The sequence below is a fragment of the Vibrio sp. 378 genome (assembly GCF_033339435.1).
The window spans coordinates 1-542 of the sequence record NZ_JAWOUO010001057.1 but is presented as its reverse complement, the minus strand read 5'-3'; the positions used below and the strand labels follow the sequence as shown (position 1 = coordinate 542).

Sequence of the window (542 nt, the reverse complement as noted above, 5' to 3'; positions counted from 1 at the left end):
TAGTTGCTGGCTGATACGTCGTAGTTGGTGAAGTTGCAGCGGCCACCACCAGAGATAAGGATTTTACGTCCTGGCTTTTTGGCATGATCCAGCACAAGCACACTGCGTCCGCGCTTGCCTGCTTCTGCAGCACACATCAAACCCGCGGCTCCCGCGCCAATTACAACAACATCAAATTTCTTACTCATCGGTCGCTCTTAGGCTCTATCCAAAATCCAAAACAATAAAAAAGGATGTGCTTATTGCACATCCTTGCTTTCTAAGAGCGCCATTCTACCGACAAATGTCGAAAGGGAAAAGCGCTTAAATTCCAAGCATCGCCTAGTACGGCTTAGCTGGAAAGACCTACAAGATGAAGGCCGCCAGTAGGGTAACACCAAGCAACGCGGTTGATAGCACAAACAACTCACGCACCCGTTCACACTTACCTGTGAATATCTCATCATGGTGATGGTGATACTCTTTGCTTTTTATGTAGTGGAACAAACGCACCTGTTTGGTGACGTTACCGTGAGTGGTGAAGAAACCATTGCCATCCACTT

1 protein-coding gene and 1 pseudogene are annotated in these 542 nt (G+C 47.6%); both read right to left on the bottom strand.

Annotated elements, in window-relative coordinates:
* The coding region (locus R7Q48_RS30340; RefSeq protein ID WP_318134118.1) for an FAD-dependent oxidoreductase at nucleotides 1–188 on the bottom strand (188 nt) is incomplete at its 3' end.
* A gap of 157 nt (nucleotides 189–345) precedes the next feature.
* Nucleotides 346–542: pseudogene (locus R7Q48_RS30335) on the bottom strand (universal stress protein UspB); the annotation flags it as partial.